At 69.1% G+C, this 17640-nt stretch carries 10 protein-coding genes and 1 tRNA gene; 8 read left to right on the top strand and 3 right to left on the bottom strand.

What is annotated here, in order from left to right; all coding sequences use genetic code 11:
* Positions 1-20 precede the first annotated feature (20 nt).
* The 3 genes from WMF26_RS08025 to WMF26_RS08015 all read left to right on the top strand — a co-directional run bounded on the left by WMF26_RS08025 (position 21) and on the right by WMF26_RS08015 (position 4128).
* Positions 21-3233 carry a DUF1156 domain-containing protein gene (locus tag WMF26_RS08025; protein ID WP_437999829.1) on the top strand — a complete coding sequence of 1071 codons (3213 nt, stop codon included), beginning with the start codon at positions 21-23 and terminating at the stop codon, positions 3231-3233.
* Between the two features lie 23 nt (positions 3234-3256).
* Entirely contained in the window at positions 3257-3751 is a 495-nt protein-coding gene (locus WMF26_RS08020) for a hypothetical protein (protein ID WP_437999828.1), read from the top strand.
* A 107-nt stretch (positions 3752-3858) separates the two neighbouring features.
* Complete coding sequence (locus WMF26_RS08015) at positions 3859-4128, top strand: hypothetical protein (protein WP_437999827.1); 270 nt, start codon at positions 3859-3861, stop codon at positions 4126-4128.
* Positions 4129-4304: 176 nt separating this feature from the next.
* Here WMF26_RS08015 and WMF26_RS08010 read toward each other — a convergent pair whose 3' ends face one another.
* A complete protein-coding gene (locus WMF26_RS08010) occupies positions 4305-4736 on the bottom strand; it encodes a hypothetical protein (protein ID WP_437999826.1) in 432 nt (143 codons plus the stop codon).
* Positions 4737-4745: 9 nt separating this feature from the next.
* Here WMF26_RS08010 and WMF26_RS08005 point away from each other — a divergent pair, with 9 nt between their 5' ends.
* The gene (locus tag WMF26_RS08005; RefSeq protein ID WP_437999825.1) at positions 4746-7292 is read left to right on the top strand and encodes a DEAD/DEAH box helicase; all 2547 of its coding nucleotides are present in this window, start codon (positions 4746-4748) and stop codon (positions 7290-7292) included.
* Here WMF26_RS08005 and WMF26_RS08000 read toward each other — a convergent pair.
* A complete protein-coding gene (locus tag WMF26_RS08000) occupies positions 7261-7752 on the bottom strand; it encodes a hypothetical protein (RefSeq protein ID WP_437999824.1) in 492 nt (163 codons plus the stop codon). The genes WMF26_RS08005 and WMF26_RS08000 overlap by 32 nt on opposite strands.
* A gap of 282 nt (positions 7753-8034) precedes the next feature.
* A tRNA-Asn gene (locus WMF26_RS07995) sits at positions 8035-8110 on the bottom strand.
* 85 nt (positions 8111-8195) lie between these two features.
* Here WMF26_RS07995 and WMF26_RS07990 point away from each other — a divergent pair.
* From WMF26_RS07990 to WMF26_RS07975, 4 genes are all read left to right on the top strand, one after another.
* The gene (locus WMF26_RS07990) at positions 8196-9959 is read left to right on the top strand and encodes a lipopolysaccharide biosynthesis protein (RefSeq protein WP_437999823.1); all 1764 of its coding nucleotides are present in this window, start codon (positions 8196-8198) and stop codon (positions 9957-9959) included.
* 204 nt (positions 9960-10163) lie between these two features.
* On the top strand, positions 10164-11837 hold the full coding sequence (ettA, locus tag WMF26_RS07985) for an energy-dependent translational throttle protein EttA (protein WP_020733565.1): 1674 nt from the start codon (positions 10164-10166) through the stop codon (positions 11835-11837).
* Between the two features lie 136 nt (positions 11838-11973).
* Positions 11974-13095 carry an endonuclease/exonuclease/phosphatase family protein gene (locus tag WMF26_RS07980; RefSeq protein WP_437999822.1) on the top strand — a complete coding sequence of 374 codons (1122 nt, stop codon included), beginning with the start codon at positions 11974-11976 and terminating at the stop codon, positions 13093-13095.
* A gap of 97 nt (positions 13096-13192) precedes the next feature.
* The gene (locus WMF26_RS07975; protein ID WP_437999821.1) at positions 13193-17623 is read left to right on the top strand and encodes a translocation/assembly module TamB domain-containing protein; all 4431 of its coding nucleotides are present in this window, start codon (positions 13193-13195) and stop codon (positions 17621-17623) included.
* Positions 17624-17640: the final 17 nt, after the last annotated feature.

The following is a 17640-nucleotide window of genomic DNA, read 5'->3' as shown; positions in this document are numbered from 1 at the left end:
CTAAGGCAAGCAGCAGTGGAATGACGAAGGCCCAGCGCGTGGCGAAGGCGGTTGCCGACGCCGTCAGCGCAGGCCGCGCAGTGCAGGTCGAGACGGTCGACTTCAACGATCCAAACCGGCCGAAGACTTGCCTCGAGGTCGACTTCCCAATCCTCCCGGTGAATCAGATCGCGGCGATCGAGGGCAACGCGGGCAAGCCCATCTACCAGATGTCGAAGTGGTGGGCGCGGCGTCGCTCGAGCGTGTTCCGTTCGCTCTTGCTCTCGGCATCAATCAAAGCGCCCGAGGACAGGTCGCAGGCAGCGAAAACCGTGTGGGACGTCTACTACGCGAACCACCAGAAGAAGCGTTCGTTCGCAAACCTTAAGGTCGCCGACATCTTCATGGGCGGCGGCACCACGGTCGTCGAGGGAAGTCGCCTCGGCATGCAGATGTTCGGCAACGATCTGAACCCGGTCGCGTGGTTCGTTGTGAAAAGTGAGCTTGCCGACGTGAAGAAGGCAGAGGTCGAGGCACTCCTCGCTGACGTGGAGGCGGAGGTCAAGCCGCAGATCATGCCGTTCTACGCGTGCAACGGCCCGCACGGTGAACGTGGCAAGTGGACGCGACTGTCCGACGGGAAGGTCATGGACGAGACCTTCGAGCCGCTCGCGTTGAAGCCCGAGGAGCGAAAGGGCTTCAAGTATGAGGGCCCAGAAGTCCTGCACGTGTTTTGGTCGAAGCACGGCCCGTGTCAGGTGACGGGGTGTGGCCACCGAACGCCCATCATGAGTTCGCCGGTTATCGCGGTGAAGGAACTCACCGTGAAGTCCTGGTCTCACACTTGTAAGTCTTGCCGCGCCAACTTCGACATCGAGGACTCTGAAGCTCGCATGGCTCCCGACGTGCCCCTCGTGCTTGGGGCCGACGAGCGCCCGTTCGAAGTTCTTCAGAAGAGCGGCGCCATCAAGTGCCCAACGTGCGGCGAGATCGAGACGTTTCCCGCACTCGGCAAAGGCAGTCGAAAGAAGGTCTCGCTCTCGCTACTCGCGCACCCAGGCTGGCTCGCCGGAGAGTCGAGCGAGGGCGGAGCCCTCGGCGGAACCGTCACCGATGATGCGGCCTCTACTTTGCGTTGGCTCCAAACGCGTGCCGCACGAAGCGCGCTCATCGAGGTGCGCGGCGGTCTCCCCCCGGAGGTTCAACTTGCGGACGGCACGACCCTTCGCATTGACTCCAAAGGCGGAACCGTGCCAAAGGACGCGCACTTCGCATGTGGTGCGTGCGGTAAGGTGCAGCGGATCGTCGTGTCCGTTGAAGCTACCGGAAAGTCGGGGCCTGTCGCCCCGCTCGCCATCCAGGGCTTCAGCCCCGAGCTGAAAGCGTCGGGGGCAGCATACGGTGGCAGGTTCTTCGTGCCCGTAGCGGACGCGCGCGCATTCTCGGCAGCTTGGGTTGAGTGGGAGAAGCGCAAGGACGGAGACCTAGCGAAGTACTGGCCCCGCAGCGAGATCCCGTACGGGCATATGACCCACGAGCGGCAGCCACTTCCGCAGCACGGGTATCGTCGCTGGAGCGATTTCTTCAACCCGCGTCAGATGCTTGTGCATGCGCTCTTTCTGCGAGCGATCGTCGAAGTGGAGCCGAAGAAGCATCGCTGGGAGGCTCGTGAGTTCGTGCTCGCCGCGTTCCAACAGTACTTGCGCAACCAGAACATGTTTTGCTTCTGGCATCGCTCTCACGACCACTTCGCGCCGGCGCTCTCGAACAACAATTTTCACCCCAAGGACGTTGCCATCGAGGTCGGCGTCTTCTGCCCGGTAGGCTACGGGCCCTGGCCGTCGACCTCCGCAGCTTTGCGCGATGGGCTCGAGTGGTCGGAGGCCCCTTGGGAACTCGTGAGCAACGAGTGGCTGCGCCAGACAGTTCCGGCGATCTCTCATGACCTCAGCGGAAAGAGCGAGAAGGTGTATCCGGGCGACCTCGTCAGCAGCGATGCTGGGCGGGCACTCTTGTCCATCGGGTCTGCGACGGACCTGTCGTCTCTGCAGTCTGGCACCTACGACCTTGTCGTTACCGATCCACCGTTCGGTGGACTTCTCTTCTACGCTGAGCTTTCCGACTTCTTCTACGTCTGGCTCCGGCTGGTTCTTCGTGATCGGTACCCCGGGTTCTTCGACGCCGAGTACACGCCGAAGACCTTGGAGGCCATCGCCAACCCGGCGCAGAACCCGGACGATCCTGACAGGCACTACCAGCGCATTTTGACGGAAAGTTGGCGTGAGGCATCGCGGCTGCTGAAGCCGACGGGTTTGCTCACCTTCACATTCCATCACAGTGAGGACGCGCCGTGGGTGGCAGTCCTCGAAAGCCTTTTCGACGCGGGCTTCTACCTCGAGGCGACGTACCCGATTCGAAGCGACGAGTCGAAGGGAGACGGTGAGTTTGGCTCAAAGCAGATCGAGTACGACATCATCCACGTCTGCCGAAAGCGCACGGAAGATCCGACGGCCGTGAGCTGGGCGAAGATGCGGCGTCAGGTCCTTGCGGACGTACGCAGCCTGCGAACGATGCTTGAGCATCATCAGAAGGCTGGTCTCCCAGAGGCCGACCTCCAAGTCATCCGTCGAGGCAAGGCTCTCGAGTACTACTCGCGGCACTACGGCAAGGTGCTTGTCGACGACGGGCGCTCGATGACGGTGCTCGAGGCGCTGGTCGGCATCAACCAGCTCCTCGACGAGGAGACGGGCGGCATTAAGGACCCGCCGCCCGTAACCGCCGAGCCGTTCACGCGGCAGCTCCTTCGGCTCTTCGACGGCGTGAAGGAGCTGCCGCGCGACCAGATCCAGAAGTTCCTGCGCGGCACCGGCATCGCCCCGTCAGACTTCGAGGCGCGTGGGTGGTGCTCGGAGGACAAGAAGACGTACTATCTCACGTCACCGCTCGACATCGCGCGCGCGTGGCAGGGCAAGCACCGTCGAGGCATGACCAGCGACTACGACCAAGCCGCGTTCCTCATTGGTGCGTGCTTCGAGAACAGCGGCATCAACGCGACCGACACTCTCTCGAACGACAACTTTAAGCCGCATCCCGCGCTCGGCTCGCTCTTGGAGTGGTTCTCCACGCACGGAGCGAACTCCGAGATCCGCAACGCAGCGTCACGAGCGCAGACCATCCTGCGCTCGTGGCGGTCAAAGCACGAGAAGCAGCACCAGCAGATGACTCTATTCTTCGGAGACCAGGGGGCGGCATGAGGGTCGAGAGGTCACAACGATGGATGCGCCGCGGCTTCTCACTGCTGTGGGAGCCGCGCGTTCTGATCGGTGTCATCGCACCGACTGCCGTGGTCTCGATGCGCGACTTCTTCGCGCTCCGAAAAGCCTGGCCCGAACACCTACCTGGTTCTGAAGGCGATGCGCTCGTCGTCGCTGGACTCGACGGCTGTCTCGATTCGCTCTCCGAGCAGAACGCGGTGACGTGGCTCGAGACCGATCTGAAGTCGATGGTGTTCAGCTTCCAGGAGCACTACGAGGGGCAGGCCGCGCTCATCCTCTGGCTCGCGTCGGGACGTACCCGCATTGGGATGGACCTCGCCGACGAAGAATACTTCTGGAAGATCGGTGCCGGTCGTGAGGGTGCGCGTTTGCCCCTCGGCCGCTGCCTCTGGGGCGGCGCCGAGGCAGACGCCGCCCGCATCCTCGTCTCCGAGGAGAAGGACCCGGACTTCGACGGCAACGCGTACGTCGGCCTGCACCACCCGAGGATTTCTTGATGCAGCCTTCGAGCTTCTGTCCAGACGGATGCCCTCCCGACGATGCCGGACCTGCGGTTGGCAGGATCTTTCGTTTCGTGCAGGGCTCCCCGCCTTGTCGTGATGACATGAAGTCGTGGGCCGAGCAGGGACGTAATCCGGGGCAAGGAACCGAGTGCCAACGGTGCGCTCTCAGCGTCCTGGTCGATGAAGACGATGTCGCCAAGGCACGGAAGGCTGTCCCGCTGTTCCGCAAACGGAAGGTCGCTGTCGCGGAGTTCGTTCCCGGCCAGGGGAAGATCAAGCAGACAGGAAACAACGAGTGGCACCACAGCCTGTGGGTCGCGCGCGCCATCGAAGCGACGGTGCATGAGCAGTTTCAGGTGGTGGCGACATGAAGCCTCTCACCTCGTTCCAGGGTCAGCGCACGCAGTTCTCGTGGCCCAACGAACGGCACTCGCTATTGGACTTCGATGGGCCGGCTGCAGTTTTGGCGATCGCGGATTCCAGCGCCGTTTACGTGGGCGTACTGGTCGATGAAGTTAACGAAGTTCGGCGCTGGCTTGTAGGCGAGCTAGCATCGGATCAAGCGATTGAGCTGCTTAGAGGGCGCCCGATCCTTCGCGAAGCGATTGTCCACCGCCAAGGTATCCTCATCGACCAACGCGCATTCGAAGCCATCGTCGACGCTGTTCGAGTCAAGGGAGAGCTCATCCCTGAGGAGTATCTTCCAACGCAAGATGCCATATTCGAGCTCACGCCAACGGCTCGACGCATCCTGGTTCAGCGCCTCGAACGGCTCCTTCCTGTCGCTCAGCCGGGCGCTCGAGTCTATCACGCTGAGTTTGGAGACGGCGTCGTCGTCGGCGTAGCGCACGAGGGGTACGCACGCGTCTTCTTCACTTCGAGTGAGCGACTCGTACCGATAGCGAAGCTGACGCCCACTCTCGCGTGGGCAGACCGTGTGATCGGCGGTGTTGCTGCGTCCGCCGAGCGCATCCGCCAAGCATCGCTTGTGTATGAATCGTTCTCGCTGCCCCTCATGGAGAGTGCGGCTGCGCTGACAGCCGCGCCGATCGACCTGCTCCCACACCAGGTGGTGCTGACCCATCGGATAGCGACCGCATCTCCGCGCCGCTATCTCGTCGCCGACGAGGTGGGACTTGGCAAGACGATTGAGGCGGCGTTGCTGCTTCGCGAGCTGGCCAGTCGAGGCGAGCTCAATCGCGCGTTGATGGTCGTCCCAGCGGGCCTCGTGAACAACTGGCACCGGGAGATGAACGAGGTCTTTCGCCTCGACTTCGAGGTGTTCGGCAGCGAGGGCGACGTCACCGACCGCAAGTCCAACGCGTTCGCGAAGCACGACAGACTCATCGCCAGTATCGACACGCTCAAGCGCCCGGCCCGCATCAGGCGCCTTCTCGAGGCTCCGCCGTGGGACCTCGTCGTGTTCGACGAGGCGCATCACCTGACCGCCTTTCGCAACGGCAAGAAGGTCACGAAGACCGAGAACTATAAGCTCGCAGAGGCGCTGAAGGGCCACGCGCGCGACCTCGTGCTGCTCTCGGCGACGCCGCACCAGGGCGACCACTTCCGGTTCTGGATGCTCATCCAGCTTCTGAACCCTACGCTGTTCAAAAGCCCTGAGGACATGGTCGAGAACCGGCACCGCCTAAATTCGGTGGTGTTCCGACGCACCAAGGCCGACGCGTGCCGCCCCGACGGATCGCCGCTCTTCGCCCGGCGCTGGGTTCACACCGAGTCGTTCACGATGGTTGACGAGGAGCGCATGTTCTATGCGGCGCTCAAGGAATACCTTGAGGACGGCTTCGCGCTCGCCCAGCGGCAGGGAAACCAGGGTCGAGCACTCGGCTTCGTGATGACGATCTTCCAGAAGATCGCCGCGTCGAGCTTCGCGGCGGTCCGGCGCACGCTCCGTCGGCGCATCCTGATGCTCACGCTGCACGAGGCGATCCTCAAGGATCAGGAGCTGGACATCGACGCGCGCGAGCAGCTCCTTGCGGAAGCCCGAGATCTAATCCACGACGAGTTCGGGCTGGCGCGCGACTCTGTGGGACGCGGGCAGGTCGACGCAATGCTCGCCGAGCTTCGGGTGAAGGTGCTCAAGAAGCTCAATGAGGAGGATCTGGAGCTCGCATCGGACGCGCGCGCCGGCGAGCTTGCCTCCAGCGGTAGCGAGGACATGGCTGCGATGGCCGTGAGCCTCGCGCTACCTGAGGAGCGGCTGCGCATCCGCGATTTGCTCCGCCTCTTCCCCGAGCGTCGCGAGACCAAGGTCGACAAGCTGCTGCGTGGACTCGGCGCGCTGTGGGAGCAGGACCCGACCGAGAAGGTCGTCATCTTCGCGACGTACCTTGGCACGGTGGACCTCCTCGGTCGCGAGATCGAGAAGGCCTACCCGGGCCAGGGCGTCGTCGTCCTGCGCGGTGGCGATCATGGCGCGAAGCTGGCCGCCGAGCGGAAGTTCAAGAAGGCCGATGGCCCGCGCGTGTTGGTGTGCACGGCTGCGGGGCGCGAGGGAATCAACCTTCAGTTCGCGCGCATCCTCTTCAACTTCGACCTCCCGTGGAACCCGATGGATATGGAGCAGCGCATCGGGCGCATCCATCGCTACGGCCAGAAGCACACCGCGCAGGTCTACAACTTGGTCCTCTCAGACACAATCGAGGGGCGCATCTTCCTGCTGCTCGACGAAAAGCTGCAGGAGATCGCGAAGACGCTCGGCAAGGTCGACGAGCATGGCGACGTCGCGGAGGACCTGCGGAGCCAGGTGCTCGGCCAGCTCTCCGAGCGGCTCACGTACGATAAGCTCTACCGCGAGGCTCTCGGCGATCCCGAGTTGCGCCGCACGAAAGAGGAACTCGAAGCCGCACTCTCGAACGCGTCGGAGGCGCGCAAGGTCGTCTTCGAGCTGTTCCAGGACCTTGATGGCTTCTCGCTCGACGACTACAAGCCCTTCGCCGACGTGAAGCCGGGGCTCGAGCGCGTGCTGGAGTTCCTCCGCGCGTCGCTCGCCGCGGAAGGACGGCGCGTCGAGGCGCAGGAAGACGGCACCTACGTGGTCAAGGACGCGGAACAGAGGACCGTGTGCCGCTTCACGCTCGACCGAGAGGCGGCTCGCTCCCGCGCCGACCTCGACCTACTCGGTCTCGACCATCCGCTCGTGCAGGAGGCCATCAAGCGCTGGCAGGCCACGTCGCCCGAAAGCATCGGCGTGGCCGTGTCGGGCGCGGAAGGCCCCGGCGTGCTAACCTGGTGGCTCGTCGAGACCCGCGGCCCCTCGGGCGAGCACCGCGCCAGCGTGTTGCCCCTGGGCGTGAGCGACGACGGCAAGCGCAACGCGCGCCTCGAGCGGCTCGGAGCGGGCGTGTTCACGCGACCGGGGCACGTCAACGGCAGGACGTCCTCAGCGCGCAAGGCGCTGCTCCACGAGAAAGTCGAACCGATGCTCGAGCGCGAGCTGCAGCACCGCGAGGTCGTTCCCGAGGGCGGCAGCTACGCGGCGAAGCTCATCGGCTGGGTCGAGGTCGATGGACCATGAACGCATCACACCTCGCTGCCAGCATGTCCCAGATGGCACTACGCGAAGAGCTTTGTATTCGGTTCGGCGGGCTACACGATGCGACGCGGAGCTGATAGACGTGTTTCGTAAGTGCCTCATCGACTCGGGCTGGCGGATTCGCACTGCGGGGCGCGTACCCGATGCCGACACGGGCCGCCGCAGGTTCCGTCGTCAGCGTGATGACGTCGAGGCAGTACTCGTTGTTGCTCGAGTCGACGAAGCGAATGAGCTGCGCCATGAAGGGATCAAACTCTATCCTGTTGTTGCCACCGTCGGTACCTACGAAGGACACCGCGGTCGCCGGCCTCGCCATGATCCGGCGCGCATCGCCGAGCCCCGAGCGCACCTCAGCGCGCAGTTCCTCCAGGAATCTCCGGTCCTCGACCATCCGCGCCCGGAGCTGTTTGCGCAACTGCGCCATGCTCTCGGGGTCGATCATTGACTCGACAGTCTACCAGAGCACGGGTGGCCAGTTAAGCGTCAGCGGCTCCGTCCCGCCCCCGAAGGCCCTCCGCTGCTGAACGCTCTCGGTTCCTCTCTCCCCGAGCGCCGTTGTAGCGCGCTTCTTCACGCCACGGCGCTCTGCGCGAACACTGTTCACGCCGCGTCGCGAGCGCCGAAGGTCGCGGAAACGTGGAGGAGAAAAGGCAAAGGCCCCGAGGATCGCTCCTGAGGCCGCTGATTACTGATGCCTTTCGCGAAGTTCGCGAGGAGGAAGAAGTGGCTCCAGCTGCTGGACTCGAACCAGCGACCCGGCGGTTAACAGCCGCCTGCTCTACCGACTGAGCTAAGCTGGAATGCGTCGGAGACGGGCGCGAGAATAGTCGGTCAGCCCTTCCCGTCAAGGGAATCCGCACGACGCTTCACTTTGGTGACGGGCAGGTGAGCTCGCCCGCTCCCCTCCCCGCCCTACCGACCTGCCCGCGCGCGCCCCTCGCCCTCGCCCGCTCCCGCGAGATTGCCCGCCTGGCGTGCTTCTGCGACAACCGCGCCGTGTCGCGCGCCGCCGAGCCCCTCCCGCCGCCGCCCGAAGCCCCTGCCGCGTCGCAGGCCCCCCCGGACCCCGCGCAGGCCACCCCGGCCCCTGCTGCGCCTCCCTCGGCCCCGGCTGCCGCTGCCCCCCCCTCCACCGCCCGCTCCGCCGGCCGCGGCGGCCTCGCCATCGCTGGCGCCAAGGTCTCCTTCATCGTCTTCGGCTTCGTCCAGCAGCTCATCCTCCCCCGCCTGCTCGGCACCGACGGCTACGGCGCGGTCTCCGTCGTCTTCGCCGGCGTCAGCGTCGTCAACAACGTCATCGTCGCGACCGGCATCCAGGGCGTCTCCCGCGCCGTCTCCAGCGTCGCCGACCGCGACGCCGCCGAGGCCTTCCGCCGCACCCTCGCCCTCCACGCCGTCCTCGCCATCGCCGTCTCCTCGGCCTTCGCCCTCCTCGCCGGCTCCATCGCCGACTTCTCCGAGGCCCCGCACGTCGCCGGCCCGCTCCGCCTCGCCGCCGCCATCGTCCTCCTCTACGGCCTTTACGCCCCGCTCGTCGGCGCCCTCAACGGCCAGCGCCGCTTCCTCACCCAGGCCGGCTTCGACATCGGCTACGGCGCCCTCCGCACCGCCAGCGTCGCCGCCGGCGCCCTCCTCTTCCTCCGCGCCGGCCAGAGCGGCGTCCTCGGCGCCATCGCCGGCTTCGTCGCCGCCGCCGCCATCATCGTCCCCCTCGCCGCCCTCAAGACCGGCTTCGGCCGCCCCGGCAACGCCGGCCCCTCGGTCCGCGAGCACCTTGTCTTCCTCCTGCCCCTCGCTGTCTCGCAGACCTTCCTGAACTTCCTGCTCCAGACCGACTTCTTCCTCCTGCGCCGCTTCCTCGGCCAGGCCACGAACGGCCTCGCCCTCGGCGCCAGGGCCGCCGACGACCTCATCGGCGTCTACCGCGGCGCGCAGCTGTTCGCGTTCCTGCCCTACCAGCTGCTCCTCTCCGTCACCTTCATCCTCTTCCCCATGCTCGCCCGCGCCCACGCCGAGAACGATCGCGCCGCGGTCCGCCGCTACGCCATGACCGGCGTCCGCCTCTCGTTCCTGCTCACCGGCCTCCTCGTCGCCCCCATCTCGGGCCTCGCGCCCCACGTGCTGCGCTTCGCCTTCCCCGTCGAGATCTGGAGCCGCGGCGGCGACACGCTCCGCGTCCTCTCCCTCGGCATGGGCGCCTTCGCCATCCTCGGCGTCGCCTCGGCCGCCCTCACCAGCCTCCACCGCGAGCGCGTCGCCGCCGCGCTCACCGCCGCCACGGTCCTCCTCGTCGCCGTCGGCTGCTCCGTCGCCGTCCCCCGCGCCGCCTTCGGCCCCGACATGCTCGTGAGCTCCGCGACCGCCACCTCGCTCGCCCTCGCCACCGCCGCGGTCGTCGCCGGCGCCCTGCTCCACCGCGCCGCCGGCGGCTTCGTCCCCGCGACGACAGCGCTCCGCGTGGGCGTCGCGCTCGCCGCCGCGATCGCCGTCGGCGCGCGGCTGCCGTGGCTCGGCAAGATCGCCGTGCTCGGCGAGGCGATCGCCGTCGCGCTCGTCTACGTCGCCCTCCTCGTCGCCACGCGCGAGGTCGGCCGGGACGACCTCGCCGTCCTGCGGCAAGCGTTCGGCCGCAGAGGCCGCCCGGTGTGAGCCGAGCGGCGATCGCCGCCCCGCCAGCGCCGCCCCCGCCGCCCGCCCTCGACGCCTCTTGACCGACAGCCGGCAATCTCGCATACGCGGGTCTCCCCGATCCCGAACGCGGCCGGAGCCCGCTCGGTCGACGCGCGGTCGACCCAGCGCCCGCCCATTCCCCGCTCCCCTCTGCCCGCCGGGCTCGCACACGCAGGAGATACCGTGGCGCCTCAATTCATCTTCACGATGCAGGATGTCCGGAAGGTGCACCCCCCGAACAAGGAGGTGCTCAAGGGCCTGTGGCTCTCCTTCTACCCGGGCGCGAAGATCGGCGTCCTCGGCGCGAACGGCGCCGGCAAGAGCACCCTGCTCCGCATCATGGCGGGCGTCGACAAGGAGTACCTCGGCGAGGCCAAGCCCGCCGACGGCATCCGCATCGGCTACCTCCCCCAGGAACCGCAGCTCGAGGCCGGCAAGACCGTGCAAGAGCACGTCGAGATGGCCGTCCACGACGTCCGCTCCCTCGTCCAGCGCTTCGAGGAAATCGGCGCCAAGCTCGGCGAGTCGCCCCCCGACATGGAGGCGCTCCTCGAGGAGTACGCCGCCCTCCAGGACAAGATCGAGGCCGCCAACGGCTGGGAGATCGACCGCGTCGTCGAGCGCGCCATGGACGCCCTCCGGCTGCCCCCGCCCGACGCCGACGTCACAAAGCTCTCCGGCGGCGAGCGCCGGCGCGTCGCCCTCTGCAGGCTCCTCCTCGAGAAGCCGGACATCCTGCTCCTCGACGAGCCGACAAACCACCTCGACGCCGAGAGCGTCGCCTGGCTCGAGCGCTTCCTCCACGAGTACCCCGGCACCGTCGTCGCCGTCACCCACGACCGGTACTTCCTCGACAACGTCGCGGGCTGGATCCTCGAGCTCGACCGCGGCGCCGGCATCCCGTACGAGGGCAACTACACCGGCTGGCTCGAGCAGAAGAAGAAGCGCCTCGAGCTCGAGCAGAAGCAGGAGAGCGCGCGCAAGCGCACCCTCGAGCGCGAGCTCGAGTGGGTGCGCATGGCCCCGCGCGCCCGCCAGGCCAAGAGCAAGGCCCGCCTCGCCGCCTACGAGTCGCTCCTCGCCGAGGACAAGTCGAAGAAGGTCGAGGAGAACGAGATCGCCATCCCCGCCGGCAAGCGCCTCGGGAACGTGGTCGTCGAGGCCGACCACCTCCGCAAGGGCTTCGGCGATCGCGTCCTCATCGACGACCTCACCTTCTCGCTCCCGCGCGGCGGCATCGTCGGCGTCATCGGCCCGAACGGCGCCGGCAAGACCACGCTCTTCCGCATGATCATGGGCCAGGAGCAGCCCGACGGCGGCGCGCTCCGCATCGGCGAGACCGTGGAGCTCGCGTACGTCGACCAGTCGCGCGACGCCCTCAACCCGACCAACAGCGTCTGGCAGGAGATCTCCGGCGGCGAGGACCGCCTGCTCGTCGGCAAGCGCGAGGTCAACTCGCGCGCCTACGTCGCGAGCTTCAACTTCGCCGGCAGCGACCAGCAGAAGAAGGTCCGCGACCTGTCCGGCGGCGAGCGCAACCGCCTCCACCTCGCCAAGCTCCTCCGCCGCGGCGGCAACGTCCTCCTGCTCGACGAGCCCACGAACGACCTCGACGTCGACACGCTCCGCTCGCTCGAGGAGGCGCTGCTCAACTTCGCCGGCTGCGCCGTGGTCATCAGCCACGATCGCTGGTTCCTCGACCGGATCGCGACCCACATCCTCGCCTTCGAGGGCGACAGCAAGGTCGTCTGGTTCGAGGGCAACTACGCCGACTACGAGGCCGACCTGAAGCGCCGCCTCGGCGCCGACGCCGCCGAGCCCCGCAAGATCCGCTACCGCAAGCTCACCGCGAGCTGACGTGGCGCAGCGCACGGCCGCCCGCGGCGCACCACCCTCGGAGCACGGTTCCGAGCTGGCGTGACGCGGGCGCCCGCACTAGCTCTTTCCCCCCATGGTCCGGAGCCCCCTTGGCGCGTGGTGCGCACGGCTCGGCGTGGCCGCCGCGGTCGCGACGACGGCCGTGGCCGGCTGCCGGGACGCCGCCGAGACCCGCTCGCCGTTCACGGCGTCCCCGTCGCACGCGGGCAGCGGCGGGGCCGCGGCGGAGGGCGGCGCGGGCGGCGCCGGCAGCGCGGGCGTCGGTGGCTCGGACGGCCACGGCGCCGGCGGCTCGGGCGGCCGGGCCGAGGGCGCGGGCGGCCGGGCCGAGGGCGGCGCAGGGGGCGCCGGCGGCCACGGCGCGGGCGGCTCGGACGGCGGCGGCGGGCCGGTCGACCCGCCGCCGGACGCGCCGCTCTCGATCGTCACGTGGAACACCAAGGATTTCTTCAACGACAAGGACGACACCGAGGGCGACGCCGAGATCGTGCTCAGCCCCGCGGAGTACCGCGAGAAGCGCGAGGCGATCGCGGCGGTGCTCGAGGAGCTCGATCCCGACGTGGCGGTGCTCCAGGAGGTCGAGCACCTCAGCGTCCTCAAGGACCTGAACCGCATCGAGCTCGGCGGGGCGTACCCCCATGCCGCGCTCGTCGAGGCGTACGATCCGCGCGGGATCGACGTCGGCGCGCTGTCGAAGATCCCCTTCGACAAGGTCGTGTCGCACCGGGACGACCGCTTCACGCTGCGCGGAACATCGGGGCCCGTCTACACGTTCACCCGCGACTGCCTCGAGCTCCACCTCTCCCGGGGCGGCCGCAAGGTCATCCTGCTGGGGGTCCACTTCAAGGCCAAGGCGGCCCCCGACGACCCCGACCGGCGCCTCGCCGAGGCGCAGCGCGCCCGCGCCATCGCCGACGCGCTCGCCGCGGAGCACCCCACCGCCGCGATCGCCGTGCTCGGCGACTTCAACGACGTCCCCGGCTCCCCCCCGGTCGAGGCCGTCGCCGGCGCCGGCCCGGGCGCGTTCGAGGACGCCGCGGCCGCGGCGCCGCCCGCGGACCAGTGGACGTATGACTTCCGCGGACAGCTAGAGCTCATCGACCACCAGATGGTCAACCCGCTGCTCTGGCGGATGCTCGACCCGCGCTCGATCCGGATCCCCCACGGGCCGTCGATCGAGGGCGCGAGCGACCACGCGCCAATCTTTTCCGGATACAGGATCACCCCGCCCACGTAAGCGTTCGACCGCGCATCAGCTAAGCTGCGCCCCGATGCACGGCACGAGGAGAAAAGGCTCCCCGCCGAGAGCCCGCAGGGACTGGGGGCGCCTCGCCGTGCGCGTGCTGTGCGTCGTGTTCGCGGCGATCGGGGCGATCCCGCTCGCGGTCGGCTTCCTCGTGCGGACCGAGACGGTGCGGGCCTGGGCGGCCTTCGAGACGGCCGCGCTGCTGGAGAACAAGCTCGGCATCACGGCCCGCTACGACGTGCGCGTCCAGGCCTGGCCGCTGATGGTCGGCCTGAACCGCCTCGTCGTCGACTCCTCGGACGGCGGCGCGCCGTTCCTCGAGCTGGAGCGCGTGGCGATCCGCCCGCGCCTGTTCTCGCTGCTCGCGGGGCGCATCGACGCGGGCGACGTCGAGATCATCGGGCCGCGCGTCCGCGCGGTCGTGAAGGACGGGGAGCTCCGCAACTTCAAGCTCCCCGAGACCGGCAAGAGCAGCGGCGGCGGCGGGCTCGACCGCGCGCCGCTCTCCTCGGTCGCCATCACCGACGCGCGGGTCGACCTGACGATCGACAATGTCCGCGTCCAGGCCCGCGAGGTCGACGTCGACGTCTCCGCCGAGCCGTCCAACGTGTTCGAGATCGCGATGCGCTCCGGCTTCGCCTCGGTCGTGCACACGCACCCCGCGCCCGGCCGCGAGGCCGAGGAGGACAGCGTCGACGAGGACGTGATCTGCCGCTTCGACACGCGCATCAGCGTCGAGCCGGACCGCGCGCTCGTCCGCCGGCTCATCCTGGAGGGCGCCGCCGACTTCGATCCGGATCCCGGCACCGCGCCGCCGTGCGGGCTCCAGGGCGGCGACTGGCGGCGGGTGGAGCTCGAGCTCGGCGCCCTCCGCGCCGTCGGCCTCGGCGGCGGCATGCCCCACCGGATCGAGGGCCGCGTGCGGGCGCGCCTGCCGGTGCCGATCGTGCACCGCTTCGTCGACCTGCCGCCCGCCTCGGGCTCGGTCGCGATCGACGTGGACGCCGAGTACGACGCGGCGGCGGCGCCGCTCGGCCTCGCGCTGCCGCGCGTGAAGGGGACGCTCGCGCTCGACCAGCCGGGCCTCGACGGCCGGGTCTTCGTGACGCGCCTGTCGGGCAAGCTCTCGACGACCCCCGACGCCGTGCAGCTCTCCGAGGCCGACATCGCCTGGGCCGACGGCACGCTGAAGATCTCCAGCGCCGAGGTCAAGCCGTTCGAGAAGGGCGTGCCGCTCCACGCGGGGCCGATCGACCTCGCCAACATCGAGCTGCCCGGCCTGCTGCGCGACCTCGGCGTGCACCCGCAGGCGCACGTCGCCTGGACGCTGCGCGAGGGCCGGTTCGACCGCTTCGGCGGCACGCTGGTCCCGCTCTCCCTCGAGGGCCCGCTCGCCGTGCAGACGCGCGGCTTCGACATCTTCGATCGCCCGACCAAGGACCCGGCCCGCCAGCGCCTGATGGGCGTGAAGGAGGGCTCGGTCCGCGGCTCGTTCCAGGTGCGGCCGAACGCCGTCGTGCTCTCCGGCTTCTCGATCGACACGCCGAGCTCGCACCTCCGGACCACCGTCTCGCTCGGCTTCAACGACCAGCTCGGGGTCGAGGTCCACCCGGGCTCGCGCGTGGATCTCGCCGAGGTCTCGCCGCTCGCCGACCTCGAGCTCGCCGGCGTCGCGTCGATGAGCGCCTCGATGCACGGCTCCTACGCGCACCCGAAGCTCAAGGGCGAGGTCGGCATCGAGAAGTTCGTGTTCGCCGGGTTCCCCATCGGCGACCTCGAGCCGTCGCCGGTCGCGTTCGAGCCGCTCGCCCTGACGCTCGAGAACGCGCGGGTGCGGCACGGGGCGAGCCGCATGCGGGTCCCCTCGCTCAAGGTCGACTTCGACCCGGCGGGCAACCTGCCGAAGGGCCGCCCGCTCGACAGCTCGTCGGGGGTCGTCGTCGTGGACGCGGCCGTGGACACGCGCGAGGCGCCGCACCTCGCCGCGCGCGACCTGCTCGAGATCCTCCGCCTCGAGAAGGATCCGCGGTACGTCGCCTACAAGGCGACCGCGAGCGGGACGGCGCGGGCCCACTTCGCGCTCGGCGGCCCCGAGGACCGCTGCGGCGGCGGCTACCTCGCCGTGAGCGCCGGGATGCGGCTCAGCGGCATCGAGCTGCTCGAGGAGCGCTTCGACGAGGGCGAGGTCGACGTCAACCTGATCTGGGACGATCAGGCCGCCGGCGGCGACGGGATGCGGCTCGACGTCCGCTCGGCGTCGCTGCGCAAGGGCACGGGCTCGGTGCTGGCGAGCGTGTCCATCGCGCACGGCGGCGCGCTGAAGGGGAGCGTCATCGCGAGCGGCCTCCCGCTCACGCGCATCGACGCGCTCGGGCCGGCGGGCTCGCTGTTCGACGGCTCGGTGTCGCTCGTCGCCAGCCTGGGCGGCAGCGTGAGCAGGATGGCCGGCTTCGCGGACGTCCACGTCTCGCGCATCGGCATCCGGCGCTCGCACGCGAGCCTGCCCCCGTCGCGCGTCGAGCTCACGATCGTGCCCCAGGACAAGCCGCCCAAGGTCCTCGGCAGGACGCCGATCTGCGGCAACCCGATCGGCGCGCCGTTCGACCCCGCGGAGTTCGAGCGCGACCTGCCCGACGGCTCCTTCGTCGCGAACGGCTCGCTCTTCGGCGGGCAGGTCGCGCTGGAGGGGGTCCGCGTCACGCGCCAGCAGCGCAAGATCGTGGACGGCAGGGTGCGCATGGACGCGCTCGACCTCGGCACCCTCGCGAACCTGATCCCGGGCGTCGCGTTCTCGGCGGCGACGCCGAAGGGGACGCTGACGGCGTCGCTCGACATCGAGCGGCTCCCGCTCGCGGATCCGAAGCAGGCGGCGCTCACGCTGACCGTGGGCGCGCTGAAGCTCGAGCGGGAGGGCCAGGGGGTCCACCTCACGGCCCCGAGCGGGCCGATCCGCCTCGCGGGCAACGCGCTCACGGTGCCGGAGCTCCACATGGAGGCGCACACGGCCTCGCGCCTGTCGGCCGCGTTCACCGCGTCCGGGGAGGTGAAGCGGGTGTTCACCGCGCCGGACCTCGACGTCGGGATCCGGGTCAGCCCGACGAAGCTGGCGAGGCTCAGCGCCGACATCCCGCAGATCCGGCACGCGCGGGGGACGGTGCAGGCCGACGTCCGGATCACGGGTCCCCTCCAGGGGCTGCGCTACGCGGGCTCGGCGACGCTCAAGGAGGGGGAGCTCGACGTCGTGGGGCTGCCGGTGTCGCTCGACGACATCGACGTGGAGATCGCGATCGACGACGACCTGGTGCGGCTCACGCGGGCGACCGCGCGGGTCGGCACGGGCACGGTGAGCGCGGTCGGGAACATGCCGGTGCGGGGCCTGAACCTCGGCATGGCGACGGCCTCGATCGTGGCGACCGGCGTGAAGCTGCCGGTCGCGGACGGGGTGAACCTCACCGCGAACGCGAACCTCACGGCGCGCTTCCAGCCCGGCGTCGAGGACGACGGATCGGGCGAGAAGAACCTCCCGCACGTCGAGGGCAGGATCACGCTCACGTCGTTCAACTACACGCGCCCGATCCTGATGAGCATGGACCTCGGCGACCTCACGGGCCGCCAGCGGACGACGGTGCAGACCTACGACCCCGCCGCCGACGCGGTCCGGTTCAACGTGGTCGTGCTCTCGCCGAACCCGCTCCACTTCTCGAACGATCTCGCCGACATGCGGCTCGAGGTCTCGCCCACGGGGCTCGAGCTCTCGGGCACGAACCAGCGCTTCGGCGCGCGCGGGTCGCTGCGCATCCTGCCCGACTCGAAGCTCATGCTGCGGAGCACCGAGTTCAACGTGCGGGAGGGCTACGTCCGCTTCGACGATCCGTTCCGCATCGCCCCGAAGGTCGACGTGCGCGCCGAGAGCGAGTACCGCCGCTACACGGCGATGAGCAGCGCCGCGGCGGACCCGGCCGCCGGCGCGGAGGCGCCGGCGGCCGCGAGCGCGGGCATCGGCGCCGGCGCGAACGCCAGCGGGCACTGGCGCATCAAGCTGCACGCGCAGGGCGACGCCGACAACCTGCAGCTCAACCTGACGAGCGATCCGCCGCTCAGCCAGGAGGACATCGTCCTGCTCCTGACGCTCGGGATGACGCGCGCCGAGCTCAACCAGGGGGTGGTGTCGTCGCTCGGCGAGACGGTGGGCCTCGAGGCGCTCTCGTCGCTGACCGGCGCGGACAAGGCGGTGAAGACCATCGTCCCGATCATCGACGAGTTCCGGTTCGGCACGGGTTACTCGTCGAAGAACGGCGCGCCGGAGCCGACGGTGACCCTGGGCAAGCGCATCACGGACGCGGTGCGGGCCAACGTCACGACGGGGCTCTCGCAGGGCAGCCAGGTGCGCGCGGGCGTCGAGGTGAAGCTCAGCGACCGCATGAGCGTGCAGGGGTCGTACGACAACGCGAACGACGCCTCGAGCTCGCCGGTCGGCAACCTGGGCGCCGACCTCCGGTGGCGGCTCGAGTTCGAGTGACGCCCGGGCGGCGGCCG

Origin of the sequence: Sorangium sp. So ce185, assembly GCF_051526825.1 — a bacterium.
Classification (GTDB): Bacteria; Myxococcota_A; Polyangia; order Polyangiales; family Polyangiaceae; genus Sorangium; species Sorangium cellulosum_D.
This window is presented reverse-complemented; position numbering and strand designations above follow the sequence as displayed.